This is a genomic window from Rhodobacter sp. NSM (genome assembly GCF_052244495.1).
In the GTDB taxonomy this organism is placed as follows: Bacteria; Pseudomonadota; Alphaproteobacteria; order Rhodobacterales; family Rhodobacteraceae; genus Cereibacter_A.
This window is the reverse complement of the sequence record NZ_JBQPXH010000003.1, coordinates 61,179-88,050: the sequence shown is the minus strand read 5'-3', so window position 1 is coordinate 88,050 and position 26,872 is coordinate 61,179. Positions and strand designations below refer to the sequence as shown.

General features: G+C 68.3%; 21 protein-coding genes. 15 read left to right on the top strand and 6 right to left on the bottom strand.

Annotation, left to right across the window (positions count from 1 at the left end):
• Positions 1 to 223: 223 nt before the first annotated feature.
• A complete protein-coding gene (locus ACTVZP_RS07485; RefSeq protein WP_443211520.1) occupies positions 224 to 667 on the bottom strand; it encodes a GNAT family N-acetyltransferase in 444 nt (147 codons plus the stop codon).
• Positions 664 to 2,037 carry a M20/M25/M40 family metallo-hydrolase gene (locus ACTVZP_RS07480; RefSeq protein WP_443211926.1) on the bottom strand — a complete coding sequence of 458 codons (1,374 nt, stop codon included), beginning with the start codon at positions 2,035 to 2,037 and terminating at the stop codon, positions 664 to 666. The genes ACTVZP_RS07485 and ACTVZP_RS07480 overlap by 4 nt, the downstream gene beginning before the upstream one ends.
• Before the next feature lie 255 nt (positions 2,038 to 2,292).
• Between ACTVZP_RS07480 and ACTVZP_RS07475 the strand changes: the two genes are divergently transcribed.
• The 5 genes from ACTVZP_RS07475 (at position 2,293) to ispG (ending at position 7,337) form a co-directional block, all read left to right on the top strand.
• Entirely contained in the window at positions 2,293 to 2,700 is a 408-nt protein-coding gene (locus ACTVZP_RS07475) for a DUF6636 domain-containing protein (RefSeq protein ID WP_443211519.1), read from the top strand.
• A 116-nt stretch (positions 2,701 to 2,816) separates the two neighbouring features.
• Entirely contained in the window at positions 2,817 to 3,386 is a 570-nt protein-coding gene (locus ACTVZP_RS07470) for a DUF4189 domain-containing protein (RefSeq protein WP_443211518.1), read from the top strand.
• A gap of 134 nt (positions 3,387 to 3,520) precedes the next feature.
• On the top strand, positions 3,521 to 4,744 hold the full coding sequence (gene hemA, locus ACTVZP_RS07465; protein WP_443211517.1) for a 5-aminolevulinate synthase: 1,224 nt from the start codon (positions 3,521 to 3,523) through the stop codon (positions 4,742 to 4,744).
• A gap of 111 nt (positions 4,745 to 4,855) precedes the next feature.
• A complete protein-coding gene (locus ACTVZP_RS07460) occupies positions 4,856 to 6,064 on the top strand; it encodes a helix-turn-helix domain-containing protein (RefSeq protein ID WP_443211515.1) in 1,209 nt (402 codons plus the stop codon).
• Positions 6,065 to 6,203: 139 nt separating this feature from the next.
• The gene (ispG, locus tag ACTVZP_RS07455; RefSeq protein WP_443211514.1) at positions 6,204 to 7,337 is read left to right on the top strand and encodes a flavodoxin-dependent (E)-4-hydroxy-3-methylbut-2-enyl-diphosphate synthase; all 1,134 of its coding nucleotides are present in this window, start codon (positions 6,204 to 6,206) and stop codon (positions 7,335 to 7,337) included.
• A 289-nt stretch (positions 7,338 to 7,626) separates the two neighbouring features.
• Here the strand turns inward: ispG and ACTVZP_RS07450 are convergent, their stop codons facing one another.
• Positions 7,627 to 8,370, bottom strand: a complete 744-nt coding sequence (locus ACTVZP_RS07450) for a DsbA family protein (RefSeq protein WP_443211513.1) — start codon at positions 8,368 to 8,370, stop codon at positions 7,627 to 7,629.
• A gap of 178 nt (positions 8,371 to 8,548) precedes the next feature.
• On the opposite strand from ACTVZP_RS07450, the gene ACTVZP_RS07445 reads away from it, so the two are divergent.
• From ACTVZP_RS07445 to ACTVZP_RS07425, 5 genes are all read left to right on the top strand, one after another.
• On the top strand, positions 8,549 to 9,700 hold the full coding sequence (locus ACTVZP_RS07445) for a pyridoxal phosphate-dependent aminotransferase (RefSeq protein WP_443211512.1): 1,152 nt from the start codon (positions 8,549 to 8,551) through the stop codon (positions 9,698 to 9,700).
• A gap of 49 nt (positions 9,701 to 9,749) precedes the next feature.
• Entirely contained in the window at positions 9,750 to 10,985 is a 1,236-nt protein-coding gene (locus ACTVZP_RS07440) for an N-acetylmuramoyl-L-alanine amidase (RefSeq protein WP_443211511.1), read from the top strand.
• Positions 10,986 to 11,077: 92 nt separating this feature from the next.
• Positions 11,078 to 13,627 (top strand): penicillin-binding protein 1A, encoded by a 2,550-nt coding sequence (locus tag ACTVZP_RS07435; RefSeq protein ID WP_443211510.1) that lies wholly within the window; start codon positions 11,078 to 11,080, stop codon positions 13,625 to 13,627.
• A 107-nt stretch (positions 13,628 to 13,734) separates the two neighbouring features.
• A complete protein-coding gene (gene prfB, locus ACTVZP_RS07430; RefSeq protein WP_443211509.1) occupies positions 13,735 to 14,862 on the top strand; it encodes a peptide chain release factor 2 in 1,128 nt (375 codons plus the stop codon).
• A gap of 139 nt (positions 14,863 to 15,001) precedes the next feature.
• Positions 15,002 to 15,778: a DUF2189 domain-containing protein gene (locus ACTVZP_RS07425; RefSeq protein WP_443211508.1), complete on the top strand. Its 777-nt coding sequence runs from the start codon at positions 15,002 to 15,004 to the stop codon at positions 15,776 to 15,778.
• Positions 15,779 to 15,926: 148 nt separating this feature from the next.
• Here ACTVZP_RS07425 and ACTVZP_RS07420 read toward each other — a convergent pair whose 3' ends face one another.
• From ACTVZP_RS07420 to ACTVZP_RS07410, 3 genes are all read right to left on the bottom strand, one after another.
• Positions 15,927 to 16,439 (bottom strand): bactofilin family protein, encoded by a 513-nt coding sequence (locus ACTVZP_RS07420; protein ID WP_443211507.1) that lies wholly within the window; start codon positions 16,437 to 16,439, stop codon positions 15,927 to 15,929.
• Positions 16,429 to 17,769, bottom strand: coding sequence for a DUF5930 domain-containing protein (locus ACTVZP_RS07415; RefSeq protein ID WP_443211506.1), 1,341 nt, complete (start codon positions 17,767 to 17,769; stop codon positions 16,429 to 16,431). The genes ACTVZP_RS07420 and ACTVZP_RS07415 overlap by 11 nt, the downstream gene beginning before the upstream one ends.
• Before the next feature lie 386 nt (positions 17,770 to 18,155).
• Positions 18,156 to 18,617 carry a peroxiredoxin gene (locus ACTVZP_RS07410; RefSeq protein WP_443211505.1) on the bottom strand — a complete coding sequence of 154 codons (462 nt, stop codon included), beginning with the start codon at positions 18,615 to 18,617 and terminating at the stop codon, positions 18,156 to 18,158.
• 90 nt (positions 18,618 to 18,707) lie between these two features.
• Here ACTVZP_RS07410 and ACTVZP_RS07405 point away from each other — a divergent pair, with 90 nt between their 5' ends.
• The 5 genes from ACTVZP_RS07405 (at position 18,708) to lpdA (ending at position 26,833) form a co-directional block, all read left to right on the top strand.
• The gene (locus tag ACTVZP_RS07405) at positions 18,708 to 21,992 is read left to right on the top strand and encodes an AsmA-like C-terminal region-containing protein (RefSeq protein ID WP_443211504.1); all 3,285 of its coding nucleotides are present in this window, start codon (positions 18,708 to 18,710) and stop codon (positions 21,990 to 21,992) included.
• Positions 21,993 to 22,101: 109 nt separating this feature from the next.
• Positions 22,102 to 23,142: a tRNA preQ1(34) S-adenosylmethionine ribosyltransferase-isomerase QueA gene (gene queA / locus ACTVZP_RS07400; RefSeq protein WP_443211503.1), complete on the top strand. Its 1,041-nt coding sequence runs from the start codon at positions 22,102 to 22,104 to the stop codon at positions 23,140 to 23,142.
• Between the two features lie 80 nt (positions 23,143 to 23,222).
• Entirely contained in the window at positions 23,223 to 24,479 is a 1,257-nt protein-coding gene (locus ACTVZP_RS07395) for an MFS transporter (protein ID WP_443211502.1), read from the top strand.
• A gap of 164 nt (positions 24,480 to 24,643) precedes the next feature.
• A complete protein-coding gene (locus ACTVZP_RS07390; RefSeq protein WP_443211501.1) occupies positions 24,644 to 25,219 on the top strand; it encodes a DUF924 family protein in 576 nt (191 codons plus the stop codon).
• 219 nt (positions 25,220 to 25,438) lie between these two features.
• Positions 25,439 to 26,833, top strand: a complete 1,395-nt coding sequence (gene lpdA / locus ACTVZP_RS07385) for a dihydrolipoyl dehydrogenase (protein WP_443211500.1) — start codon at positions 25,439 to 25,441, stop codon at positions 26,831 to 26,833.
• Positions 26,834 to 26,872: the final 39 nt, after the last annotated feature.

The following is a 26,872-nucleotide window of genomic DNA, read 5'->3' as shown; positions in this document are numbered from 1 at the left end:
GGGCGAATCCGAGCCTCTTCGGCGGCTGCCCCTGCGGAGCGGCGGGGGCTGTCTGCCCCCGTGCCCCCGAGGATGCTTGAACAAGAGTGAGAGGACCGCCGGACGGGAAGGGCCCGGCTGCGGTCAACGCCTCTGGTGCGTCGCGTGGTGGTGCGATGGTCCAAGGCGTCCGTAAAATCCGCGCGGGTGCTGCGAGTCGCATCCGCGCGGGCGCTGCGGGTCGCTAGAGCGTGAGGCGGTAGCGGACGTGGCGATCGCTGGGCGTGAAGCGGTCATAGAGCGCGCGGGCCGTCGCATTTTCCTCGTTGGTGTGCCAGTAGAGGCGGCCGCAATCCATCTTGCGTCCGAGCTCGATCAGATCCTCGATGAGGGACCGGCCAAGACCCTGTCCGCGCGCGGAGGGCTCGAGGTAGAGATCCTCGAGATAGAGATCCGGCCGGATGTTCCAGGTGGAAAGGTGCCGGTGATGGAGCGCGAAGCCCCGCACCAGCCCGCCCGGCGCGGCGAGGCGGGCGCCCAGCGGCGACGCCGGGTCGAGGATGCGCGCCCAGGTCGTGTCGGTGATCTCGGGCGCGAGATCGACGCGATAGAAGGCCAGGTATTCGGCCCAGAGGCGGCGGAAGACGGGCTCGTCCGCCGCCTCGGCATTCCGGATCGGGGCGGTCATCCCGCGATGCGCGCCAGCACCCGCGCCCAGGAGCGGATGCCCTTGTGGAAACTCTCGAGGTCGTATTTCTCGTTCGGCGAATGGATCTGGTCGTCGTCCTTGCCGAAGCCTACCAGCATGGCGTCCATGCCGAGGATGGTCTGGAAGAAACCCGCGATCGGGATCGAGCCGCCGCATCCGACATAGGCCGCCTCGCGGCCCCATTCCTCGCTCAGCGCGGCGCGGGCCTGCTCGAAGGCGGGGGCGCCGGTGCGCATGTGGCCCGCCCGCGAATTGCCGTGGCCGTGGAATTCCACCGTGCAGTCGGGCGGGAGATGCGCGCGCACATGTGCCCGGAAGGCCTCGCGGATCGCCTGCGGATCCTGCTCGCCCACCAGGCGGAAGCTGACCTTGGCATGCGCCTCGGAGGGCAGCACCGTCTTGAAGCCTTCGCCGGTGTAGCCGCCCCAGATCCCGTTGATCTCGCAGGTCGGCCGCGACCAGATCATCTCGAGCGGCGTGCGGTCCTCTTCGCCTGCGGGCCGCGACAGGCCCACGTCACCGAGGAAGCGCGCGTGGTCGAAGGCGAGACCCTGCCACTGCGCGCGGATCGCGTCGGGAAGTTCGGACACGCCGTCGTAGAAGCCGGGCAGGGTGACCCGGCCGGTCTCGTCATGAAGCCCGGCCAGCGCCTTCGCCAGCACCCGGATCGGGTTGATCGCGATCCCGCCATACATGCCGGAGTGGAGGTCCTTGGACGGTCCGCGAACCACGAGTTCCTCGCCCAGAAGGCCGCGCAGCATCGTCACGATGGCGGGCGTGCGCGACTCGAAGAGGCCCGTGTCGCAGATCAGCGCGAGGTCGGCCGTCAGCTCCTCGGCGTTCTCCTGCATGAAGGGCACGAGCGAGGGTGAGCCCGATTCCTCCTCGCCTTCGAGGAAGATGGTGAGGCGGCAGGGGAAGCGGCCGTGCTCGGCCTTCCAGGCCCGGCAGGCCTCGAGGAAGGTCATGAGCTGGCCCTTGTCGTCCGAGGCGCCGCGCGCACGGATCACGCGGCCGGCCGGGGTCTCCTCGATGGCCGGGTCGAAGGGGTCGCGGTGCCAGAGCGACAGCGGATCGACCGGCTGCACGTCGTAGTGACCGTAGAAGAGGAGGTGCGGGCCCTCGCCCGGCGCATGGGCCACGACCATCGGGTGGCCGGGCGTCGGGCGCTTGGAGGCCTCGAACCCGAGCCCCTCGAGATCGGCCACAAGCCAGTCGGCGGCGGCCTCGCAATGCGCGGCATGCGCCGGATCGGTCGAGATCGAGGGGATCCGCAACAGGGCCATCAGCCGGTCGAGAGCCTCGGGGAGGTCGTTGTCGATCCGGGCGAGCACCGCGTCGAGCGTCATCTTCTGGTCCTTCCTCATCGGGTTCTCCGCCAGAGGCGGAGTGTCGGCCGCCTGCAGCGGCCTGCTTGCATTGTCGGCCACGCGGCGGTGGCCGGGGTCAGCCGCGGGGCGGGGCCGCCGCACGCCCTGAAGGCGATGCCGCCCTTGGGACGTCCTCGCGGCCGCGGGGCGGGTCTCCGGTCTCAGTGGCGGCAGACTCGGCCCCTGTCCCCGTGTATTCTGCCGCACCACCGAGAAGTCAATTTGGAGGATGACGTGGCGCGACCGCTCTTTCTGTCCGCGCTTCTGGCCGCGGCGCCCGCAGCGGCCGATGTCTTCACCTTCGAGACGCCGTCGGAGAACATCCAGTGCAGCGTCGGCGTGGAGACGGACACCTCAGATATCCGCTGCACCATCATCGAGCGTTCAGGGCCGCCCGCTGCACCCCGACCGCCGGGCTGCGCCTCGGACTGGGGCCACGTCTTCCTGATGCAGGACCGCGGGCCGGTGCAGATGCTCTGCGAGCCGGTCAGCCGCGACCGGGGCGGATGGGACAGGGCGGACTACGGCGTCACCGGCCGCTTCGGCGGCTTCGTCTGCCAGTCTTCGCGCCAGGGGCTCGACTGCCGCAACATGGACGGGCACGGCTTCTTCCTGTCCCGGTCGGTCCAGCGGGTGTTCTGAGCCTTCCGGCGAGGGGGGCGGCGCGTCCTCGCGAGCGGCCAGGAGATGCGGAGGCCCTGTGCGGGACGAACGACCTGCGCTAAGAGAAGCCCCGGAACGAGTCGGCGGAGTCGAACATGCGTCTGGCGATCGTGGCAGCCTTGAGCCTCGTGGCGTCCGGTGGGGCCTCGGCGGGTCCGGTGACGGGCAAGGAAGCGAAGAGGATGCTCTTCGATCCGGCCGGATCCGAGGTCGAGATCGTGACGGCTGATTTCCTGTCGGAGCAGGATGCGGCGCTGCTGCGGATGGCGGTGAGCGAGCAGCCCTACTACGGCGCGATTGCAGTCTCTCCCGACGAGGGGCTGGCCTCCGAAGCGACAATCGCCGCCGCCAACCACCATACGACCGAAGCCGCCAAGCGCGCTGCGCTCGAGGCGTGCGAGGCGAAGCGAAAGGGGCGCCGGGCCTGCGAGATCGTGGGCCTCGTCCGGCCGAAGGGGTGGAAGGACCGCGGGTTCAGCCTATCCTCCGAGGCAACGAAGGCCCTGAATGGCGGCCAGAGCCGGGGTCACGGCCGGGCGCTGGCCATATCGCCGGCCACCGGGCACTGGGGCCTCGGCTCCGGCGCGGGAGCGCAGGCGAAGGCGCTGCGCGACTGTGCGGAAGAGGCCGGGGCTTCCGACTGCATCCTCGTGGTGGCCGATTGACGCAGGGACCAATGAACGGGTTTCAAATTCACCGGTTCCAGACTTAGGATTTGATCCTCATCAAGGCCGCGGCGCGCCGAATTTTCATTATCACACCCAGCTTGCCCGGCGGTCCGGGCGTCAGGGAGACGAAGATGGACTACAACCAGGCACTCGATACCGCTCTGAACCGGCTCCATACCGAAGGCAGGTACCGGACCTTCATCGACATCGAGCGGCGCAAGGGTGCCTTCCCGAAAGCGATGTGGCGCAAGCCCGACGGGAGCGAAAAGGAAATCACCGTCTGGTGCGGCAACGACTATCTCGGCATGGGCCAGCATCCGGTGGTGCTGGGCGCCATGCACGAGGCGCTGGACGCAACCGGCGCGGGCTCGGGCGGCACGCGCAACATCTCGGGCACCACGCTCTATCACAAGCGGCTCGAGGCCGAACTCGCCGACCTGCACGGCAAGGAAGCCGCGCTGGTCTTCTCCTCGGCCTATATCGCCAACGACGCGACCCTGTCGACGCTGCCGCAGCTGATCCCGGGCCTCGTCATCGTCTCGGACAAGCTGAACCACGCCTCGATGATCGAGGGCATCCGCCGCTCGGGCACCGAGAAGCATATCTTCAAGCACAATGACCTCGACGACCTGCGTCGCATCCTGACCTCGATCGGCAAGGGCCGCCCGATCCTCGTGGCCTTCGAGTCGGTCTACTCGATGGACGGCGACTTCGGCCGCATCAAGGAGATCTGCGACATCGCCGACGAGTTCGGCGCGCTGAAATACATCGACGAGGTGCACGCCGTCGGCATGTACGGCCCCCGCGGTGGCGGCGTGGCCGAGCGCGACGGGCTGATGGACCGGATCGACATCATCAACGGCACGCTCGGCAAGGCCTATGGCGTGTTCGGCGGCTATATCGCGGCCTCGGCGAAGATGTGCGACGCGGTGCGCTCCTACGCTCCGGGCTTCATCTTCTCGACCTCGCTGCCGCCGGTCGTGGCGGCCGGCGCCGCGGCTTCGGTGCATCACCTGAAGGGCGACGTGGAGCTGCGCGAGAAGCACCAGACCCAGGCCCGTATCCTCAAGATGCGCCTCAAGGGACTCGGCCTGCCGATCATCGACCACGGCTCGCACATCGTGCCGGTCCATGTCGGCGATCCGGTGCACTGCAAGATGATTTCCGACATGCTGCTCGAGCATTTCGGCGTCTACGTGCAGCCGATCAACTTCCCGACCGTGCCGCGCGGGACCGAGCGTCTGCGCTTCACGCCGTCGCCCGTGCATGATTCGGCCATGATCGATCACCTCGTGAAGGCCATGGATGTGCTCTGGCAGCATTGTGCGCTGAATCGCGCCGAAGTGGTGGCTTGACCGCTTCTGCGGATGCAAACGTCCCTGCCCTGTGCTACTTCTTTCGAGACAGGTCACCCCTGAGTCGGATGGAACCGACCGGGGTGTAAAGGGGCAGGGACGGGCAAACGCATGATCTGGCGGAGGACACAACCTTCGACGGCCGAAGTCGATAAACCCAAGGGTTTCGATGACTTCGAACTGCGGCTGGGCGATCTGATGCGAGGCGAGCGTGCGACGCTTGGCAAATCGCTTCTGGACGTCCAGCGCGAGCTGAAGATCAAGGCCACCTACATCGCCGCCATCGAGAATGCCGACGTCTCGGCCTTCGAGACGCAGGGCTTCGTCGCGGGCTACGTGCGGTCTTATGCGCGCTACCTCGGCATGAACCCGGACGAGACCTTCGCCCGGTTCTGCGAGGAAGCCGACTTCAGGACGATGCACGGAATGGCGGTCGGCACCTCCGTTTCCCGGCGCGAGGTCGGCACCCGCCCGCGCCACATAGGCGAGGCGCGCGATCCGCTCGCCGATCCCAATGCTCTCTTCGTTCCGCGCGGCGAGAGCTTCCTCGCCAGCATCGAGCCCGGTGCGGTAGGGTCGGTGCTCGTCCTGCTCGCCCTGATCGGCGGCATTGGCTATGGCGGCTGGGCCGTGCTGCAACAGGTGCAGCGCGTCCAGGTGGCGCCGGTTGACCAGGCCCCGCAGGTGGTGGCCGAGATCGATCCGCTGGGCAGCGTCGGCACGATGGCACCGCTGGTGCGGAGCGAGCCTGCTGCAGACGATATGGATCTCGCCTCGGCCGATCCGGCGCAGCCCGATCTGATGGGGCGTCTCTACCGGCCGCAGGCCCAGGCGCTCGACGTGCCGGTGCTGGTGTCGCGCGACGGACCCATCGCCGCCATCAACCCGCGCATGAGCGACAGCATCCGGCAGGCGGCCCTCGAGGTTCAGCCCGAGCCGGTCGCGGTCCCGGTGGTCGAAGAGGTCGTGCAGGTCGCCGAGGCTGCTCCGCCGACGGTCGAGCTTCTGGCGGTGCGCCCGTCGTGGGTCCGTGTGCAGGCGGCGGACGGGACCGTTCTGTTCGAGAAGATCCTCGATGCGGGCGAACGCTACCTGGTGCCGCAGATGGAAGAGCCCGCAGTTCTGCGTGCCGGCAATTCCGGCTCGCTCTATTTTGCGGTGAACGGCGAGACCTATGGCCCCTCGGCCCCCGGTGCGCAGGTCGTCAAGAACGTCGCGCTCTCGCCCGAAGCCCTCACGGGCAAGTATGCCGTGGCTGACCTGACCGGCGATGCGGACCTTGCCCGCTATGCCACCGTGGCACAGAACGACGCCCGCTGATCCGTCTGATCTCAACTCACCGGCTGCGCGTGGCAGCCGAACGGTCGTCCGAGAGGGGCAGGGCATTTGGGCGCAGCCGGTTGTGCCGATCCCTCGCTGGGTTTAAGTTGACGGCGACCATCACCCGAGGTTTCCACCCATGTCGCTGAATCATGTCCGCCCCTGGCGCAACATCCATCGTCGCAAGTCGCGGCAGATCATGGTGGGGAACGTTCCGGTCGGGGGCGATGCGCCGATCTCGGTGCAGACCATGACGAACACGATCACGGCCGACGCGCAGGCGACCATCGCCCAGGTGCTCCGTGCGGCCGAGGCCGGGGCCGACATCGTGCGCGTCTCGGTGCCGGACGAGGCCTCGACCCGGGCGCTGAAAGAGATCGTGGCGGCAAGTCCGGTCCCGATCGTGGCCGACATCCATTTCCACTACAAGCGCGCCATCGAGGCGGCCGAGGCGGGGGCTGCCTGCCTGCGGATCAATCCGGGCAACATCGGCGACGCGAGCCGGGTGCGCGAGGTGATCAAGGCTGCGCGCGACCACGGCTGCTCGATGCGGATCGGGGTGAATGCCGGCTCGCTCGAGAAGCATCTCCTCGACAAGTATGGCGAACCCTGCCCTGAGGCGATGGTCGAGTCGGGTCTCGACCACATCAGGATTCTCGAGGACAACGACTTCCACGAGTTCAAGATCTCGGTGAAGGCTTCGGACGTGTTCCTCGCGGCCGCGGCCTATCAGGCGCTGGCCGATGCGACGGACGCACCGATCCATCTCGGCATCACCGAGGCGGGCGGGCTGACGGCAGGCACGGTGAAATCGGCCGTCGGCCTCGGCAACCTGCTCTGGTCCGGGATCGGCGACACGCTGCGCGTCTCGCTCTCGGCGGATCCGGTGGAAGAGGTGAAGGTCGGCTACGAGATCCTGAAGTCTCTCGGCCTCCGTCACCGGGGCGTCACGATCATCTCCTGCCCGTCCTGCGCGCGGCAAGGCTTCGACGTGATCAAGACGGTCTCGGAACTCGAGGATCGGCTGGCGCATGTCACGACCTCGATGAGCCTCTCGATCATCGGCTGCGTGGTGAACGGGCCGGGCGAGGCGCTGATGACCGACATCGGCTTCACCGGCGGCGGCAATGGCTCGGGGATGGTCTATCTCGCCGGCAAGCAGGTCCATAAGCTCGGCAACGAGCGGATGATCGACGAGATCGTGGCCATGGTGGAGAACCGCGCGGCCGAGATCGAGGCCGAGAAACTGGCTGCGGCGGAAGCGGCCGAGTAGCCTCGCCCCATCTGCCGGTTGCGGCTGCGCTCGGGATGGTCCGGGCGATCCTTCGGGCGCAGATTCAACATCTCCGGCAGCGAGACGGGGGTTCCTGCTAATGCCGGCAAGCGGGGCTGAGAGATCGCCCGGAGCGTGCCTTCGTCCACGCGAACGAGCGCTGGCGGTTGGTGCTTCGCGAATGACCGGCGCCGCGCAGGCGCCCAGCGGCCGATGAGGGCGATCCCGTCATTCACGCAGCGCGAGTGGCCGGCGGCCTGCCGAGAGGCCCGCGCGGCCGGGCCGGGTATCAGCCCTTGCGCTGACCTTCGACAATCTGGCGCATCCCGTCGAGCGGGACGTATCCGCGCACCATCGTGCGGTCTACCACGAAGGTCGGCGTGCCCGAGATCTCGAGCGTTTCGGCAAGCTCGTGGTTCGCGGCGATGACGGCCGTGACCTCGTCCTTGTCCATATGGGCGAGGATCGCCTCGCGGTCGAGTTTCATCTCCTCGGCGAGACGGCCGAGTGCCTCCGTCGTCATGTCGCCGCGGAAGGTGATGAGCCTGTCGTGAACCGCCTTGTAGGCCTCGGGGCCCGCGATCTGCAGAACCGAGATGGCAAAGCGCGAGGCCAGCACCGATTCCTCGCCGAGGATCGGATATTCCTTCAGCACGAAGCGGATGTTGCCGTCCGACTTCACCAGTTCCTCGACCTCGGCATTGGCCTTGCGGCAGTAGCCGCAGCGGTAATCGATGAACTCGACCACGGTGATGTCGCCCTGCAGGTTACCGCCCGCCCAGCTGGCCGGATCCTTGTAGATCTCGGCCGAATGCTCCTCGAGACGGGCGAGGTCGGCATTGACCTGGTCGAGCTGCTGGCGCTGCTCCAGGGCGTTGAAGGCCTCCATCAGCACTTCCGGATTTTCCAGCAGATAGGCCCGCACCTCGGCGCGGAAGGCCTCGCGCTCCGAGGCGCTCATCTCGGCCTGCGCGGCAGGGGCGAGGGCGAGGGCGCCCGAGAGGGCGGCGGCACCGAGGGGGATCAGTCTCATCATGGGCTCCGGTTGGTGCGGGTCGCGCGATCGGCCGGGAACCGGATCGCAGGTCAGGACAGGAACACTCATCCGGCCGGTTTGGCAACACGGATATGCACACGGGTGGCGGTGAGCTGCCATTGACCTTCGAGCCCCGGTGTCTCAGGAACGGCAGGCAAAGTCTAAGAGGCGGAAGATGCGAGTTTCAAGGCGCGGGGCGGTCGATCCCTTCATCGTGATGGATGTGATGGAGCAGGCCCGGACGCTCGAGGCCGGCGGCCGGTCGATCATCCACATGGAGGTGGGCCAGCCGGGAACGCCCGCGCCTGCCGGGGCGCGGGCCGCGCTGGCCTGTGCGATGGAGGAGGGGCCGCTGGGCTATACAGTGGCGCTCGGCCTGCCGGAGCTGCGTCAGGGGATCGCCGATCTTTACGACCGCTGGTATGGCGTAGCCCTCGACCCGAGTCGGGTGGTGGTGACGGCGGGATCCTCCTCGGCCTTCCTGCTGGCCTTCACGGCGCTCTTCGAGGCCGGCGAGCGCGTGGCGCTTGGCGAGCCGGGCTATCCGAGCTACCGCCAGATCCTGCGCGCCCTGTCGCTGGAGCCGGTGGGCATTCCCACCCGCGAGGAGAACCGGCTGCAGCCCGTGCTGGAGGATCTGGAGGCCGTGCCGGATCTCGCGGGGCTGATCGTGGCCTCTCCGGGCAATCCCTCGGGCACGATGCTCTCGCGCGAGGCGCTGGAGGCGCTGATCCTGCACTGCCGGGCACGGGACATCGCCTTCATCTCGGACGAGATCTACCACGGGCTCGACTACGGCACGCGCGCGGTCTCGGCCCTCGAGATCACGGACGAGGTCTATGTGATCAACTCCTTCTCGAAATACTTCTCGATGACCGGGTGGCGGCTGGGCTGGCTGGTGGTTCCCGAGGCGCATGTCCGGCTCGTGGAGCGGCTGGCGCAGAACATGTTCATCTGCCCGCCGCATGCAAGCCAGATCGCGGCGTTGGCGGCGCTCGACTGCGCGCAGGAGCTGGAGGCCAACCGCGCGGTCTATGCCGAGAACCGCCGGCTGATGCTGGAAGGCCTGCCGAAGGCGGGCTTCACACGCTTCGCGCCTCCGGACGGCGCCTTCTACGTCTATGCCGATGTCTCGGACCTGACCGACGACAGCCTCGCGTTCGCGGCCGAGATCCTGCGCGAGGCGGGCGTGGCGGTGACGCCCGGCCTCGACTTCGACCCGGTGCGGGGAGCGCGGACGCTGCGCTTCTCCTATGCGCGCGCGACCGCGGATATCGTCGAGGGGCTGCGGCGGCTCGAGCATTTCATGGCGGCACGCCGGAGGTAACGGGCGGAGCCTCCGGCGGGGATATTTGGACGAGACTGAAGGGGCGCGGATGGGATCGCTTGGGCGGATGACGGGGGCGGCGCTGCGAGCCATGGGAGCGGGCCTGCTGGCGGCGGCGCTCGGGCTCTCGGCGGCGGCGGCGCAGGATCTGAGCGGCCTTGCGCGGCTCGATCCCGAGCGTTCGGGCATCACGCGGAGCGGCTGGAGCGGGGTGGGGATCGAGCTGCAGCTGAGCCAGCCCGTGCCGTGGCGGGTGCGGGTGATGGATGCGCCGCCGCGTCTGGTCATGGATTTCCGCGAGGTGGATTTCGGCCAGGTCGCGGCGCTGCCCCGGACCACCGACCGCGTGAGCGAGGTGCGTGCCGGCAGCTTCCGGCCGGGCTGGTCACGACTGGTGATGGCACTCGACGGGCCGATGCTGGTGGAAAGCGCGGGCATGCGCACGGGGGAGGGCGCGCGCGTCGAGGTCAGGCTGCGCGATGCCGGGGCGGCCGAATTTGCCGCGCGTGCGGCCACGCCCGAACCTCCCGGCTGGGCGCTGCCCAGGCCCGCGGACCTCCCACGCCGGGCGCAGGGCGCGGGACCGCTGACGGTGGTGCTCGATCCCGGCCATGGCGGGATCGATCCCGGCGCCGAGCGGGGAGGGTTCAGCGAGGCGCATCTGATGTTGACGCTGGCGCGCGAGCTGAAGGAGGCTCTGCTGCGCGACGGCACCTTTCGCGTGGCTGTGACGCGCGAGGAGGACGTCTTCGTGCCGCTCGAGGCCAGGATCACGCTGGCGCGCGAAGCCGGTGGACAGGTCTTCGTCTCGCTCCACGCAGATGCCATCGCCGAGGGAGAGGCGGTGGGGGCGACGCTCTATACGCTGGCCGAGGAGGCCTCGGACGCCGCGGCGGCTGCGCTGGCCGAGCGGCACGACCGCGACGACCTTCTGGCGGGCGTGGATCTGACGGGGCATGACGATCTGGTGGCCGGCGTGCTCATGGACCTCGCCCGGACCGAGACCGGCCCGCGGAACGAGCGGCTGGCGCTGGCGCTGGAGGCGGCAATCAAGGAGCAGGGCATCGCCATGCACCGCCATCCGCGGCAGGCCGCGGGCTTCTCGGTGCTGAAGTCGCCGGACATGCCCTCGATCCTCGTCGAGACCGGCTTCATGTCGAGCGATGCCGATCTTGCGCGGCTCCGCGACCCGGTCTGGCGGGCGCGGATGGTCGCGGCGCTGGTCGGCGGCCTGAAGGCCTGGGCGCGCGAGGATGCGGCGCTGAAGGGCATGCTGCGCCGCTGATCGCGAAATCGCGAAGCTCCGGGCCCCGGGCAGGTTTTGCCCTTCCGCCCGCCCGCGTGTATAAGGACGCCCAACCAGAGGGGGCACCGCCATTGTTGAGGTTCGTAGGCTCGGTCTTCGGAGCCATCTTCACTGCGATCACGCTGGGAATGCTCGCACTCGCGCTGACCATCGGAGCGGTGTTCTGGATGTATTCCCGCGATCTGCCGAGTCATGAGAGCCTGGCGCAGTACACGCCGCCGACGATCAGCCGGATCTATTCCGGCGAGGGCCGGATCATCGACGAATTCGCGCAGGAGCGGCGGATCTTTGCCCCGATCGAGGAGATCCCCGACCTGGTGAAGAACGCCTTCATCTCGGCCGAGGACAAGAACTTCTACACCCACCACGGCTACGACGCCCGCGGCATCGCGGTCGCCGCCTGGGAGGCCGTGCGCTCGCGCGGCAAGACCGTGCGCGGCGCCTCGACCATCACCCAGCAGGTGATGAAGAACTTCCTGCTCTCGGGCGACCGGACGGGCGAGCGCAAGATCAAGGAGATCATCCTCGCCACGCGGATCGAGGAGACGCTTCCGAAGGACAAGATCCTCGAGCTTTACCTGAACGAGATCTTCCTCGGTCAGAACAGCTACGGCGTGGCGGCGGCGGCGCAGACCTACTTCAACAAGACGCTCTCGCAGCTGACCCCCGCCGAGGCCGCGACGCTCGCCTCGATGCCGCAGGCGCCGAGCCAGTATCATCCGGTGCGCGCGAAGGAGCGGCTGACGCAGCGGCGCAACTACGTGCTGCGTGAGATGTTCGAGAACGGCTATATCGACGAGGCGACGCTGCTTTCGTCGCTGAACGAGCCGCTGCGCTCGGTCCAGAACGGCGATTATCCGGCCTTCCGCGAGGCGCTGCCGCCGCGCGACTACTTCACCGACGAGATCCGCCGCCAGCTTTCGTCCGAATTCGGCGAGCAGGAGTTCTTCGGTGGCGGCCTGACCATCCGCGCCACCATCGACCGCGAGCTTCAGGAGGAAGCGGCGGCGGCGCTGCGCGAGGGGCTGGAGAAATACGACCGCAGCCTCGGCATCTGGCGCGGGACGCGACAGACCATCCCGACCGAGGAGCTTGGATCGGAGTCCGAATGGCGAGCCGCCCTCGGGGCTGCGCGGGTGCCGCGCGACGTGCCGGGCTGGCGGCCTGCCGTGGTGCTGGAGGTGGGCGATAGCTCGGCCAGGATCGGCATCGAGGGCGTCGAGGAGGACGAGGACGGCCACTACATCCCCGCGGAGGACGTGACCTGGGCGCGCAAGAGGCAGGCCGACGGCAAGCTCGGCCGCAAGGCGAAGGCCGCGGGCGATCTGGTTTCGGCCGGTGAGGTGGTGCTGGTGCGGGAACTCACCGCCGAGGACGGCAGCTTCCGGCGCTGGTCGCTGCGCCAGGTGCCCGAGGTGCAGGGCGCCTTCATGGCGATGGACGTGAACTCGGGCCGGGTGCTCGCCATGCAGGGCGGCTTCTCCTACCAGTATTCCGTCTTCAACCGCGCGACGCAGGCGACGCGCCAGCCGGGGTCGAGCTTCAAGCCCTTTGTCTATGCCGCCGCGCTCGACTCGGGCTTCACCCCCGCCACCATCGTCATTGATGCGCCGATCGAGGTGCAGACGGCGCAGGGCCTCTGGACGCCGAAGAACGCGTCGGGGAAATATTACGGGCCCACGCCGCTCCGGACCGGGGTCGAGCAGTCGCGGAACCTGATGACGGTGCGGATCGCGCAGGAGATCGGCATGAGCACCGTTGCCGCCTATGCCGAGCGCTTCGGGGTCTACGACCGGATGGGGCAGTTCCTCGCAAACGCCCTCGGGTCGGAGGAGACGACGCTGTTCAAGATGGTGGCCGCCTATGCCATGTTCGCCAACGGCGGCGAGCGTGTGCAACCCACGCTGGTGGACCGGGTGCAGGACCGCTTCGGCCGCACGATCTACCGTCACGACCAGCGGGCCTGCGAGGATTGCGCCCGACCGCTCCTGCCGGAGGGGCAGGCGCCGCACATCACGTCGCAGCGCGAACGCGTGATGGACGCGATCACCGCCTATCAGCTGACCTCGATGATGCAGGGTGTCGTCCAGCGCGGCACCGGGCGCGGGATCAACCTGCCGGTGCCGGTGGCCGGCAAGACCGGCACCACGAACGACGCCAAGGATGTCTGGTTCATCGGTTACACTTCGAACATGGTCGCGGGCTGCTACATCGGCTACGACCAGCCGCGCTCGATGGGCTCGGCCTCGGGCGGCGGGTTCTGTGGCCCGGTGTTCCAGAGCTTCATGTCCAAGGCGGTGAAGAAATACGGCGGCTCCGAGTTCCGGGTGCCTCCGGGGGGCTACTTCATCAAGATCGACCGCTTCACCGGCGCCCGGCTTCCCGACAATGCCTCCGGCGAGAACGTCGTGGCCGAATACTTCCGGCAGGGCGAGGATCCGGTCTTCGGCATGGGCGCCTGGGTCGATGGCGGCTTCGCCATGGGCTCGAACCTGCCCCTCTTTGCCTATGGCGAGGACGAGAGCGCGCAGGGCTCGACCGTGACCACCGCCACGGGCGAGCGCAAGGTCATCCCGAAGAAGGCCGATTTCGGCACGCTCAGTTCGGGCGGCCTCTACTGACCCCGGCCCTCTGTCACAGGCGCGGCCCGGCCTTGCCCGGTCCGCGCCTTCGCGCTATCACCCCCGCCTGAACCGATCCCGCCTGAACCGATCGAGGACTTTCGCCCATGCGCACCGAGACCCAGAACCAAGTCGAGGCCATCCGGCGCTCGCTCGCGCTGCTCGGCCAGCGCATGGATCTCGAGACGGCGCCGCACCGTCTCGAGGAATTCGACGCGATGATCGAGGACGGCAACCTCTGGAATGACCCGGCGCGCGCGCAGAAGCTGATGCGCGAACGTCAGCAGCTGATGGACCAGCTTTCGACCTACAAGCTGATCGACACCGGGCTGCGCGACAATGTCGAGTTGATCGAGCTGGGCGAGGCCGAGGGTGACGAGGAGATCGTGACCGAGGCCGAGGCGTCGATCCGAGCGCTGGTCGAGACAGCCCGCGCCAAGGAGCTCGAGGCGCTGCTCGATGGCGAGGCGGACGGCAACGATACCTTCCTCGAGATCAACGCGGGCGCGGGCGGCACCGAAAGCTGCGACTGGGCCTCGATGCTGGCGCGGATGTATGTCCGCTGGGCCGAGCGCAAGGGCTACAAGGTCGAGCTGCAGTCGGAATCGGCGGGCGAGGAGGCGGGCATCAAGTCGGCCGCCTACAAGATCTCGGGGCCGAACGCCTATGGCTGGCTGAAGTCGGAAAGTGGCGTGCACCGGCTGGTGCGGATTTCGCCCTACGACTCGGCGGCGCGGCGGCACACCTCCTTCTCCTCGGTCTGGGTCTATCCGGTGGTGGACGACAACATCGAGATCGAGATCCCGGCGAACGACATCCGCATCGACACCTACCGCTCGTCCGGTGCGGGCGGACAGCACGTCAACACGACCGACTCGGCGGTGCGGATCACCCACCTTCCGACCAATATCGTCGTGACCTCTTCGATGAAGTCGCAGCACCAGAACCGCGAGGCGGCGATGAACGCGCTGAAGGCCCGGCTCTACCAGATGGAGCTCGACAAGCGGAACGCGGCGATCAACGCCCAGCACGAGGCGAAGGGCGAGGCTGGCTGGGGAAATCAGATCCGCTCCTACGTCCTGCAGCCCTACCAGATGGTGAAGGACCTGCGGACGGGGGTCGAGACCTCGGACACGCAGGGGGTTCTCGACGGCGATCTCGACCGGTTCATGCAGGCCACCCTCGCTCAGGACGTGGCCGGCAAGAGTCGCGCCGAGGCGAACGCCGAGAACTGACGGCCGCCCGATCCGCGGCGGGGCGCATCAGCGACCAATTTCCGATCCCGCTCATACGAAAAGCCGAGGTGCAGAATCATCTTGGAGCTGAGCGGCACCTGCGCTTACCCTTCTCCCTTCGAGAAGGAGGAGTCTCGGAATGTCGCAAAGCTACTTGGAATCCGCCGTGGCGGTTCCGGAGGTACGCGTGCTCACCCCGGAAGACCTGCGGACTGTGCTGTTTGCCGGAATGCGCGATTTCAGACGCGCGCCGGCCTTTGGTCTGTTCTTCGCTGCCGTCTATGTGATCTGTGGCTGGATCATTCTCTATGCGCTCACCACGAGCGGCAACTTCTGGTGGATCCTGCCCGCCGCGGCCGGCTTCCCCATCCTCGGACCCTTCGTCGCCTGCGGCCTCTACGAGGTGAGCCGGCGGCTGGAACTCGGCCTGCCGCTGCACTGGGGAGAAGTGCTCGGGGTCGTCGTCCGGCAGAAGGACCGCCAGATCCCGTCGATGGCTGCCGTGGTGGTCATCTTCTTCCTGTTCTGGAACTTCCTGTCGCACATGGCCTTCGCCCTCTTCATGGGGATGCAGCCGATCGTCAACATTTCCAGTTCGTTCGAGTCGTTCCTGACGGCGAATGGCCTGACCTTGCTGGCCGTCGAGATGCTGATCGGTGCGGTCTTCGCCAGCATCCTGTTCTCGATCACGGTGGTGAGCCTGCCGCTGCTGCTTGACCGGGAACTGGACTTCGTGACGGCGATGATCACCAGTGTGCAGGTGGTGCAGGCAAATCCGGTGCTGATGCTGTCCTGGGGCGTCACCATCGGCGGCATCCTGTTCTTCGCCATGCTGCCCGGGTTCCTCGGGCTGCTCGTGGCGCTGCCGGTTTTGGGGCATGCGACCTGGCACCTCTACCGGCTGGCCCTCGACTGAAGCTCTCCGGGCGGTCGGCAGTCTCAGGTCCACCGCACCGGGACCAGCTTCGTGCGCAACATCAAGATCGTGCCGCAAGTGCATGACCCAAAAAGAGAAAGGGCGCCCAAGGGCGCCCTTTTCATGCCTTTCCGACGGCGAAGACGGATCAGAGTTCGGCGGCCTTCTGGGCCGGAGCCGCGGAGGGTGCGGCCGCCGGGGCAGCGGGCTTCCCGCTCTGCAGCGGATCTTCCTGCCGCTGGACGGAGCCTTCGAAATGGGCGCCGGATTCGATCGCAATGGTCTTGTGGATGATGTCGCCCTCGACCCGGGCGGTCGAGGTCAGCCGTACTTTCAGTCCGCGAACGCGGCCGATCACCCGGCCGTTCACCACGATGTCGTCGGCGACGATCTCGCCGCGGATCGTGGCGCTTTCGCCGACGGTCAGCAGGTGGGCGCGGATGTCGCCCTCGACCGTTCCTTCGACCTGGATGTCGCCGGTGGTGCGCAGGTTGCCGACCACCGTCAGGTCCGACGACAGGACCGAGGCGGAGGGCTTGGGTTTCGGCGCGCCGGGCGCAAAGTCGGTCGACGGTTTCTGCACGGGGGCTTCCTGATTCCTTGGCCGCTCGGCCTCGCCCTGCTTGGGACCGGGCTCGTTGATTCTGCTCTTAGAAAACATCTTTCGCCGCCTTGATGAAGGTCATCGGGTTGACGGGCGACCCGTCCACGCGGACCTCATAGTGAAGATGGGTGCCGGTAGACCGGCCTGAAGAGCCCATATCACCGATCCGGTCGCCGCGCGATACCCTTTGTCCCTTCTCGACCCGGATCTGGGACAGATGGCCGTAGACCGTCTGGATTCCGAAGTCGTGGCGGATCTTGATCATTCGTCCGTAGCCACTTGCCCAGCCGGCCTGAATCACCGTGCCGTCGGCGGTTGCGTAGATGGGGGTTCCGTTGGCGCCCGCCATGTCGATCCCCTCGTGCCGGCGATGCCCACGGCCGAACGGGTCGCTGCGGCCGCCGAAGCCCGAGGTGTAGCGGAAGGAACTCTTCACCGGCATCGAGAACGGCGCTTTGGACGCCGCCAGCCGGTAGAGGTTCATCCGGTCGAGCCCGTTCAGGATCTCGTTCGCCCGGCGCTCCTCGGGCGACAGGTCGCCGCCCATGGTCGAGACGGTCAGTTTCGAGAGCGGGCCACCCTGGCCCGCATAGCCCCGACGCACCTGCTTGAGGAGCGTGTCGGTGGAAAGACCGGCGGCGCGGAACATCTTGTCGAGCGGCTCCATCGAGACGGTCACCGCATCCTCGAGCTGCGAGAAGATGGCTTCGTTGCGCGCCTGAAGCTCGGCCTTTTCCTGCAGGACCTCGTCGGTCTCCTCCTTGGCCAGCAGCACGGCATTGGCCATGTCATCCCGCTGGCGGGCGGTCGCGGCGAGAGTGGTCGAAAGCTGCTCGAGCGTGGCTTCGGCATCGGCGGTGCGCGAGCCTTCGGTGCGCGCGGAGCCGGTCTGTTCGGCCAGGGCGAGGGTCATGCGCTGCGATTCCTCGCGGAACTCGTCGCGCTCCTCGATGGTGCGGATCAGGGTGTCCTGCAGCACGTCGATCCCGGTTTCGAGTTCCTTCCGGCGGTCTTCGGTCGCGAGCAGCGCGGTCTGCATCTTCGAGACTTCCGCCAGCGCGAGGTTGAAGCGTTCCTGCGCACGCACGGCTTCGTCGGCCCGACGGTCCCGGTCGGCGGAGAGGGCGTTCAGGCGGGATTCGTAAAGCGCCTGCTGGCGTTGGGTCTGGTCGCGGGTGCTGCCTGCGGTGACGGAGTCCATGAGGACGATCGACGTCGCAAAGATGGTCCAGCTGAGAAAGAGTGCGCCGCCGGCAAGGGCCGCGAGCTGCGTCCCGGATCGGAGCCGGATGAACCGCGTGTCGCTATCGGATTTCAGGAAGAGCCTGCGTTCCGGCAGGATGCGTTCGAGGCTCGTGTTCATCCGATAGTGAAGTCGCGTCAGCACCGGTCGGTCCCGTTCGTTGTTTCGCGGTGACGAACCTTATGCCGGCGCCGGGGCCGGCCTTCCTGTCCCCGAAAACTGACTAGCCACGGGTCGGCAGCCGCGCAACAGATTTGACCAATAGGCGGGGGGAGAAGGCGAAACCTCGCCTGAATGGGCAAGAACTCGCCGATAGAGGGCGTGGTTCCCGTCGTGGCGGACGTTTGGTCGCAGGGTCCCGCGAATTTCCGGAAGCTGGGGTTTCGGCGCAACAGTCGCGGATCGCGGCTGGAAGGGAAAAATATCTTCGCCCGTATCGCGGCTTTTGTCGGAACGAGGAAATGGGCGGCGGGCACGCGCCGGACGGCAAGGCAGAGTGGCCCGCGCCCGGGATGGGCGCGGGGCCCGGCTCAGAGTTCGCGCGCCGCAGCCAGCACCTCGGCGGCGTGCCCCCGGGCCGAAACCTTGCGCCAGATGCGAGCGACCCGGCCTTCGCCGTCGATCAGGAAGGTCGAGCGCTCGATGCCCATGTAGGTCTTGCCGTACATGTTCTTCTCCTTCCAGACGCCGTAGTCCTCGGCGGTCGAGGCGCCCTCGTCCGAGGCCAGGACGATCCCCAGTCCGTGCTTGGCGCAGAACTTGTCGTGCGACTTGACGCTGTCCTTGGAGATTCCGATCACCGTGGTGCCGATCTCGGCAAATTGCGCGGCGAGGGCAGTGAATTCCTGTGCCTCCAGGGTGCAACCGGAGGTATCGTCCTTCGGATAGAAGTACACTACCGCTTTCCCAGGCTTCAGCGCGGAAAGCGTAACGGTGCTGCCGCCGTCGCGCGGCAGGGAAAAGTCGGGGGCGGGCTGACCGGCATCGATCATGGGCGGCTCCTTGCTGAGGGTCTGGTCACGGCAGTTTTAGTTGTCCGGCGCGGACGGTAAAGGCATTCCGGCGGGCGGGAAAAGGATCGTATGGCGGAAGGCGGCGGGCATCAGGCACCAGCGCGGCAGGGACGGTCGCGGCGCGCTCGCGCCTCGCTGTGGCTGCTGCTGAGCCTTGCGCTGCTGGCGGCGGTCGCGGGCTTCGGCACATTGGCACTGACGGGCCGGCCGCTGCCCCTGCCGGGCTGGATCGTGGCCGAGGCGGAGTCGCGGATCAACCGGGCGCTGGAGCCCGCGCTCTCTGTCTCGCTCGGGGGGGTCGTCCTGACGGTCGAGCCGAACTGGATCCCGCGGATCCGGCTAGACGACCTGCGGCTTCTGCAGGCGGACGGGCGGGCGCTGGTGAGCCTGCCCGAGGCGCGGGTGGTCTTCGACCGGGGGGCGGCCCTGCGCGGCGCGCTCCATCCCAAGGCGATCACCCTGTCGGGCGCGCGCATCGCGCTAAGGCGGCTGGCGGACGGACGGTTCGACTTTGCCCTGGGAGAACAGGGGGGTACGTTCCGGCTCGCCGGCTACGCCGAGTTGCGCGAGGCCGTCGACCGGATCTTCGCACAGCCGGTGCTGGCCGACCTCAGGCGGATCGAGGCCGAAGGCATGACGCTCACGCTCGACGACCGGCGGGCGGGGCGGACGTGGCAGGCCGGCGACGGCCGTCTGACGCTGGAGAACACGCCGGGCCGTCGCGCGCTGGAACTCGGCCTGTCGATGCTGGATGCGCCGGGCCGGGCGCCGGCCCAGGCACTGGCAACCTTCGTCACCACGCCCGGCAGCCCGGAGGCGCGGATCTCTGTCACCGTGGATCATGTGGCGGCGGCCGATATCGCGGCCCAGGCCGCCCCTGTCGCCTGGCTCGAGGTACTGGACGCGGCCTTGTCGGGGCGCTTTTCGGCCGAACTCGACGGTGACGGGCGGCTCACCCGACTCGAGGCGGGGCTCGACAGCGGTGAAGGCGCGCTTCAGCCCACGCCGGAGACGAAGCCGCTCGCCTTCGACCGCGCGGGCCTCGCCTTTTCCTTCGATCCCGCGCGCGAGCGGCTGAACCTGACGCGGCTCGAGGTAGGCGGCCGCTCGCTGAGGCTTTCGGCAAAGGGCCACGCCTATCTGCCGGGCGTATCGCAGGGCCTGCCGCGCGAGGTGCTGGCGCAGATCCGGGTCGAGGACGCGAGCGCGGACCCCGAGGGGCTCTTCGAGTCGCCGGTCCATTTCTCGGAGGGTGCACTCGACCTGCGGATGCGGCTCGACCCCTTCCGCGTCGAGATCGGCCAGCTGACGCTGGTCGAGAAGGAGCGCAGGCTCTCGGGCCGCGGACGCGTCTCGGCCGGGGAGGGTGGCTGGCGCGTGGCCTTCGACCTCGGGCTCAACGAGATCGCGCACAGCGAGCTTCTCGCGCTCTGGCCGCTGTCGGTGGTGCCGAAGACGCGGCAGTGGCTGGTCGAGAACGTGCAGGACGGACGGCTGTTCGAGGTGCAGGCCGGGCTCCGGATGCAGCCCGGGACCGAGACGCGCCTGTCGCTCGGCTACGAGTTCCGCGACGGCGACGTGCGCTACCTCAAGACCCTGCCGCGGATCGAGAAGGGGTCGGGTTATGCGGCGATCGAGGATCGACGCTACCTGACGGTTCTTGACGAGGGGCAGGTCACGCCGCCCGCCGGCGGGCCGATCCGCGTCACGCGCTCGGTCTTCGAGGTGCCGGACGTGACGCAGCGCCCGGCACGCGCCCTCATCTCGATCAACAGCGAGAGCGGGGTGACGGCGGCACTGTCGCTGCTCGATCAGCCGCCCTTCCGCTTCCTCGAGAAGGCGGGCCGCTCGGTCGATCTGGGCGAGGGGCGGGCGGTGATGGAGACCGAGCTCCGCCTGCCGCTGAAGCCGAAGGTGACGCCCGACGAGGTGGATTTCAGCGTCCGCGGCAGGATCAGCGATTTCCGCTCGGACGTGCTGGTGCCCGGCCGGACGATCACGGCGGCAAGCCTGACGCTGGAGGCCGCGCCGGATGGTCTGTCCGTGACGGGGGCCGGCACCCTCGGCCGGGTTCCCTTCGACGCGACCTACAGGCTTGCCATCGGCCGCGACGCGGGCGGCCGCTCCTCCGTCGAGGGGACGGCCACGCTTTCGCCGGCGGCGGTCGAGGAATTCAAGCTGGGCCTGCCCGACGGCTCTGTCGAGGGCAGCGCGCCCGGCCGGTTCCGGGTCGAGATGTCCAAGGGTGCGGAGCCGAAACTGACCCTCTCGTCGGATCTGGTGGGGCTGCGGCTCGGTCTCTCGTCCATTGGCTGGTCGAAGCCCGAGGGCCGTGCGGGCCGTCTCGAGGTGGCGGCGACGCTTGGGAAACCCGTCTCGGTCGAAAGGCTGACGCTGGAGGGCGGCGGGCTCGCGGCCGAAGGGCGGGTGAGCCTGCGGGCGGACGGCTCTCTCGATGCCGTACGCTTCGACCGGGTGCGGCTGGACGACTGGCTCGACGCCCCGGTGACGCTCTCCGGACAGGGCCGGGGCCAACCGCCGGAGGTGCAACTGCGCGGCGGGTCGGTGGATCTGACGCGTCTTCCCGATCTGGGGAGTGGGCGCGGCGGGCCGGAGGCGCCGGTGCCGATCCTCGTTGGCCTCGACCGGTTGCAGGTGACTTCGGGAATTGCCCTCACCGGGCTCGAGGGCCGCTTCGGCACGCGCGGCGGCTTCAACGGCGGGTTCCGCGGGCGCGTGAACGGACGCGCGCTCGTCGAGGGCACGGTGTCTCCGATGGCTGGCCGCAGCGCCATCCGGCTGCGCTCGCGCGACGCTGGCGGGGTGATCGCCTCGGCGGGGATCTTTCCGGACGCGCGCGGCGGCGATCTCGACCTCACGCTCACGCCGGAGGGGCGCGACGGGTATCGCGGCCGGGCCATCGTCTCGAACTTCCGCGTGACGAACGCGCCCGTGCTCGCGGCGCTGCTGAACGCGGTGTCCGTCGTGGGCCTGCTGGAACAGCTGAACGGCGACGGGCTCCTCTTCGCCGAGGGTGACGCAGAGTTCCGCATCCAGCCCGGGGCCGTCGAGATTTCCGAGGCTTCGGCCGTCGGCGCCTCGATGGGGGTGACGCTGGCGGGGCTCTACCGCTCGTCCGAGCGGACGCTCGACCTGCAGGGTGTGATCTCGCCGATCTACCTGCTGAACGGGATCGGCTCGGTGCTGACGCGGCGCGGAGAGGGACTCTTCGGCTTCAACTACTCGGTGACCGGCTCTGCCGACCGGCCGGCGGTCTCGGTCAACCCGCTCTCGATCCTGACGCCCGGCATGTTCCGCGAGATCTTCCGCCGACCGGTGCCCGTCCTGCCGTGATCGCCCTTGCCTTCCCCCGCCGGTCGCGCCAAGTCCCGGGCGTGCAGCGCGCTCGCCTGCCGTCCGCGTTCCCTTGGGCTTCCTGTCTGCCCGCTTCCCCGAACCTTCGATGAAACTTTCTGATTTCGATTTCGACCTCCCCGATCGCCTGATCGCGACGCGCCCGGCGCGGCCGCGCACGGCGGCGCGTCTCCTTCTGGCCGAGGGCGACCGGATCTCGGACCGGCACGTCCGCGACCTCGTCGAGATCTTCCGCCCGGGCGACCGGCTGGTGCTGAACAACACCCGCGTGATCCCGGCGCGCCTTGCCGGCACGCGGGAGCGGGGCGAGGCCGTGGCACGGATCGAGGTCACGCTGATGGAGCCCGCCGCCGCCGGCGGCTGGCGCGCGATGGCCAAGCCGCTCCGCAAGCTGAGGGAGGGCGAGACGATCCGCTTCTCCGACAGCCTTTCGGCCGAGGTGGCGGAGAAGGGCGAGGCGGATTTGCGGCTGGTCTTCGACCGGGAAGGCGAAGCACTCGATGCGGCGCTGGCCGAGGCGGGCGCCATGCCGCTGCCGCCCTATATCGCCGCGAAGCGCCCGCCGGATGCGCAGGATCACGAGGATTACCAGACGGTCTTCGCCCGCCATTCGGGCGCCGTCGCGGCCCCCACGGCCTCGCTCCATTTCGACCGCACCCTTCTCGAAGCGCTGGCCGGGAAGGGCGTGACCTTCACCGAGGTCACGCTCCACGTGGGCGCGGGAACCTTCCTGCCCGTGAAGGTCGAGGATGTGACCACGCACCGGATGCATGCGGAATGGGGCGAGGTGACCGCGGCGGCCGCGGCCGAGATCGCCGCCACCCGGGCGGAGGGCGGCCGCGTGATCCCGGTGGGCACCACCGCGCTCCGGCTGATCGAGAGCGCGGCGTCCGAGGGCACGATCCGGCCCTGGCGCGGCGAGACGGACATCTTCATCTATCCGGGTTATCGTTTCCGCGTCACGGACGCGCTCATGACCAATTTCCACCTGCCGAAGTCGACGCTGCTGATGCTCGTCTCGGCCCTGATGGGAAGCGGGCGGATCCGCGCGATCTACGACCACGCCGTGCGCGAGGAGTATCGATTCTTCTCCTACGGCGACGCCTCTCTGCTGGTTCCCGGCGGTTGAATCCGCCGCCGAACGTCGTCATCTGTCGGTGCCCCGCCGCGCCGCAACGCTAGCCTGCCGGACAAGTCACGGAGCCTCCCATGTTCAAGGTCCTCGCCGCCACCTGGCCGCTTCTGCTCGGCGTCATGCTGCTGATGGTCGGCAATGGCGTGCAGTCCTCGCTGCTGGGGATCCGCGGCGCGCTCGAGGGGTTCACCACGACCCAGCTCGCCCTCGTGACCTCGGCCTATTTCGCGGGCTTCCTCATCGGCTCGCAGGTCGCGCCCGACATGATCCGCCGCGTGGGCCATGTGCGCGTCTTCGCGGCGCTCGGCTCGATGATCTCGGCCGTGCTGGTCCTCTATCCGGTGCTGCCGGAGTGGACGGTCTGGACGCTGCTGCGCGTGCTGATCGGCTTCAGCTTCTCGGGCGTCTACATCACCGCGGAAAGCTGGCTGAACAACACCGCGACGAACGAGACGCGCGGACAGGCGATGTCGGCCTACATGATGGTGCAGATGATCGGCATCATCACGAGCCAGGCGCTGCTGAACGCGGCCGATCCCTCGGGCTTCGCGCTTTTCGTGATTCCCTCGGTGCTGGTGTCGCTGGCCTTCATGCCCATCCTGCTTACGGTCACGCCCACGCCCACCTTCGACACGACCAGCCGGCTTTCGGTGCGCGAGCTGTTCCGTGTCTCGCCGCTGGGCATCGTGGGGATGCTGCTGACCGGGGGGATCTTCTCGGCCATGTTCGGCATGGCCTCGGTCTGGGGCACGCTCGAAGGGCTCTCGGTGCAGGAGATCTCTATCTTCATTGGCTCGCTCTACGTGGGCGGCCTCATCCTGCAATATCCGATCGGCTGGGCGTCGGACCGGATGGACCGCCGCCAGCTCATCCTGGGTCTCGCGGTGGCGGCCGGGCTGGTGATGGCGGTGACGGTGGTGATCGAGCCGCCCTTCTGGGGGCTGATCGGCGTGGCGCTGCTCCTGGGCGGGATCACGAACCCCATCTATTCGCTGCTGATCGCCTATACGAACGACTTCCTTGGCAAGGAGGACATGGCGGCGGCCTCGGCCGGGCTTCTGTTCATGAACGGGCTCGGTGCGATCTGCGGACCGCTGGTTACCGGCTGGATCATGGAGCAGGCGGGGCCGCGCGGCTTCTTCCTCTTCATCGGGCTGCTCTACGCGGCGATGGCGCTCTATGCCGGCTGGCGGATGACGCAGCGCGCGGCGCCAGCCGTGGCCGATACCGGCTCGTTCGCGACCGTCGCGCCGACCGCGTCTTCGGTGGCCGTGGGCACGGTCATGGAGGTCGTCACCGAGGCGCAGGAGGCGCAGCAGGCGGCCGAGTGACGCGCGGGGTACCGTCGGATCCGGGGGCTTCGCGCCCCCGTCCGGCCCAGGGGTCGGGCTTCCGGGATATTCGGGCAGAGTGAAAGGCGGGGCCGGTGCCGAAGGCGGTTGCCGCTCCGCGCGCGACCTGTCAGGCTGAAGGCTCTGGCAAGCGTGAGGCAGGCATGGCAGACGATCCGGTAGCGGTGCTCGACTTCTGGCTGGGAGAGGTCGGACCCGAGGGCTGGTATGCGGTCGATCCCGAGGTGGACGAGACGATCCGCGAGCGGTTCGGCGATCTCTGGCAGGCGGCGCGCGGAGGCGGGCTCGACCACTGGACCGAGGGCACCGTGGGCAGCCTCGCCTTCCTGATCCTGACCGACCAGTTTCCGCGCAACATGTTCCGCGGCACGGCCGAGGCCTTCGCGACTGATCCCCTGGCACGGGACTGCGCCCGCAAGGCCATTGCCGCCGACTGGGATCTGGGCGCCCCCGAGCCGGAGCGGCAGTTCTTCTACCTGCCGCTCGAGCACTCCGAGGATGCGGCCGACCAGGCCGAGGCGGTGCGGCTCTTTCGTGAGCGGATGCCCGAGACCGGAGAGGAGGGGCTGCTGCATGCCCATGCCCACGCCGCGATCATCGGCCGGTTCGGGCGGTTCCCGTTCCGGAACGCGGCGCTCGGGCGGACGTCCTCGCCCGAGGAGGAGGAGTTCCTGGCGGCGGGGGCCTATGCGGCCGAGGTGCGGCGCCTGAGGGGCTAGGCAGCTGGAAGAAGCCGTGTCTTGCGAGTGATGAGCGGTGGAGCGCTCCGGGAGGTGATCGGAGGCGCCCGCCTGCGTAGGCCCAGGCTTTCTGCCCGCGCCTTTGCCGACGTGGGAGATCCTGCCGCCGCCGCGAGGCGGGCTTCGTCGGGGCCACCGCCCGTTGCGCGCTTCGGTAAAATGGTTTAAGGCCAAACTACTTTTTTCAGGGAGGCAAGCATGCCCGCGAAAAGCTTCGACATGATCGTGATCGGCGCCGGCCCCGGCGGCTATGTCTGCGCGATCCGGGGGGCTCAGCTGGGCCTCAGCGTCGCCATCGTCGAGCGGGAGAACCTCGGCGGCATCTGCCTCAACTGGGGCTGCATTCCGACCAAGGCGATGCTGCGCTCGGCCGAAGTGTTCCACCTGATGCACCGCGCCAAGGAGTTCGGGCTGAAGGCCGAGGGCGTGGGCTACGATCTCGACGCCGTGGTGAAGCGGTCGCGCGGGGTGGCCAAGCAGCTGTCCTCGGGCGTGGCGCATCTGATGAAGAAGAACAGGATCACCGTGGTGATGGGGGACGCGACGCTTGCGGGCAAGGGTCGCGTCACGGTGAAGACCCAGAATGGCGCGGAAGAGCTGGAGGCGAAATCCATCGTCATCGCCACCGGCGCGCGGGCGCGCGAGCTGCCGGGGCTCGAGGCCGATGGCGACCTGGTCTGGACCTACCGCCATGCCCTGCAGCCCAAGCGGATGCCGAAGAAGCTGCTGGTGATCGGCTCGGGCGCCATCGGGATCGAATTTGCGAGCTTCTTCAACACCCTTGGCGCCGACACCACGGTGGTCGAGGTGATGGACCGCATCCTGCCGGTCGAGGATGCCGAGGTCTCGGCCTTCGCGAAGAAGCAGTTCGAGAAGCAGAAGATGAAGATCCTCGAGAAGGCGACGGTGAAGAAGCTGGACCGGGCGGGCGGCAAGGTCACGGCCCATGTCGAGATGGGCGGCGAGACCCGGACCATGGAGTTCGATACGGTGATCTCGGCCGTGGGGATCGTCGGCAACACTGAGGGCCTCGGGCTCGAGGAGGCGGGCGTGACCGTGGAGCGCAGCCACGTCGTGACCGACGAGTTCTGCCGGACCGGTGTCGAGGGGCTCTATGCCATCGGCGACATCGCCGGCGCGCCATGGCTCGCGCACAAGGCCAGCCACGAGGGCGTGATGGTGGCCGAACTGATCGCGGGCGGCCATCCGCATCCGATCAAGCCCGGCTCCATCGCGGGCTGCACCTACTGCCAGCCGCAGGTGGCGAGCGTGGGCCTGACCGAGGCCAAGGCAAAGGAGAAGGGCTATCAGGTCAAGGTCGGGCGGTTCCCGTTCATCGGCAACGGCAAGGCCATTGCGCTGGGAGAGGCCGAGGGCTTCGTGAAGACCGTGATCGACGCGAAGACGGGCGAGCTTCTGGGCGCGCACATGATCGGCGCCGAGGTCACCGAGCTGATCCAGGGCTATGTCGTCGGGAGGACGCTCGAGACGACCGAGGCGGAGCTGATGGAGGCGGTCTTCCCCCATCCGACCCTGTCCGAGATGATGCACGAGTCGGTGCTCGACGCCTACGGTCGCGCCATCCATTTCTGACGGACGGTCCTTTGGTCCGGATCGGCGGCGCCCCTCGGG